Source organism: Occallatibacter savannae, from assembly GCF_003131205.1.
Classification (GTDB): Bacteria; Acidobacteriota; Terriglobia; order Terriglobales; family Acidobacteriaceae; genus Telmatobacter; species Telmatobacter savannae.
On record NZ_QFFY01000015.1, the window covers coordinates 1 to 1,322 of the forward strand.

2 protein-coding genes are annotated in these 1,322 nt (G+C 59.4%); both read left to right on the forward strand.

Annotated elements, in window-relative coordinates:
* Positions 1–105: 105 nt before the first annotated feature.
* The gene (locus tag DHV10_RS26840; protein ID WP_162601944.1) at positions 106–1,089 is read left to right on the forward strand and encodes an IS110 family RNA-guided transposase; all 984 of its coding nucleotides are present in this window, start codon (positions 106–108) and stop codon (positions 1,087–1,089) included.
* A 50-nt stretch (positions 1,090–1,139) separates the two neighbouring features.
* Positions 1,140–1,322 (forward strand): hypothetical protein (locus DHV10_RS27640; protein ID WP_204101552.1); only part of this gene is annotated, 183 nt, incomplete at its 3' end.

Below are 1,322 nucleotides of genomic sequence, written 5' to 3' on the forward strand. Positions count from 1 at the left end.
CTAGAGTTTGGTTGTTGGAGACCGAGCTTTTGCGCGGGAGGTAAAGGAGCCTCATGAAGATTGTAGGTTGTGATTTTCATCCCAGCTTCCAGCAGATCGCGATTTTTGGATTCAACGACAGGCGAGATAGAGGGGAGGAGGCTGAGACACGGCGATGGAGAAGCCGAGCAGTTCTACCGTGAACTTGAAGGTCCAGTTCTGATCGGCATGGAGTCGGTAGGCAACTCGTTTTGGTTCGAGCAACTGATGAAGAGTCTGGGTCACGAGTTATGGATAGGCGATGCGGCCCAGATCCGAGCCAGCTACGTGCGGCGGCAAAAGACCGACCGTCGCGATGCAGGGCACATTCTTCGCCTGCTGGTGGAGCAGCGGTTTCCGCGTATCTGGGTGCCGTCGGTTGAACAGCGCGACATTCGTCAGTTGCTGCTACATCGACACAAGCTGGTTCAGGTGCGGACGCGGGTGAAGACCGAGTTGCAGCATCTGGCTCTGAACCAGGGGATGCAGAAGAAGCGTCACCTGTGGAGCGTTCGGGGGAGGGCTGATTTTGAAAAACTTTCCCTGGCGCGATGGGCTTCACAGCGGCGGGAAGATCTTCTGGCCTTGTTGTCGCTGCTGGAGAGCCAGGTGGAGCAGCTGGATCGAGCGGTGGAACAGGTGTCGTCCAGCGATGGTCAGGCGCGGTTGCTGATGACGCAGCCGGGTGTGGGTCCGGTGACGGCGCTGGCGTTCGTGGTGACGATGGGGGACGTACAGCGCTTCAAACGGGGCAAGCATGTGGCCAGCTACTTGGGGTTGATCCCGACAGAACGCAGTTCGGGCGACAAGCGTCGCCTGGGATCGATTTCCAAGCAGGGCAACGTGTTTTTGCGCACCATGCTGGTCGAGGCTGCTCAGTCGGCCTGCCGTTATGACGAGGAGTTTCGCAGAGAGTATCAGCATCGCTGCCACCAGAAGCCGAAAGGGGTGGCCAAGGTGGCGGCGGCGCGCAAGCTGGCGGTGCGGTTGTACTGGATGCTGCGCACCCAGACGCCCTATCGGCCAGCGGTTCACAACGGGGGCAGCCCGAGTCATTCCGTGGCCGGCTGAAGAGCAGGGCCGTTCGGTTGAGTGGGCACCCCCGCATCCGGTAAGGCCGGATGTTCGAACAAGAATCATGGCTGATGTTTGGCCGCATCGATGGGTGGTGGAATCTGATTCCACCGACTGATTCGCAACAGGACTCGCGCTATGCCTCGGTCTCCAACTCCCTGGCTCGCACGAACTGCTTATCGCAGTCGCGTGTCCTTTTGCGCCTTGACAACGCCTTTCGGTTTATCGAC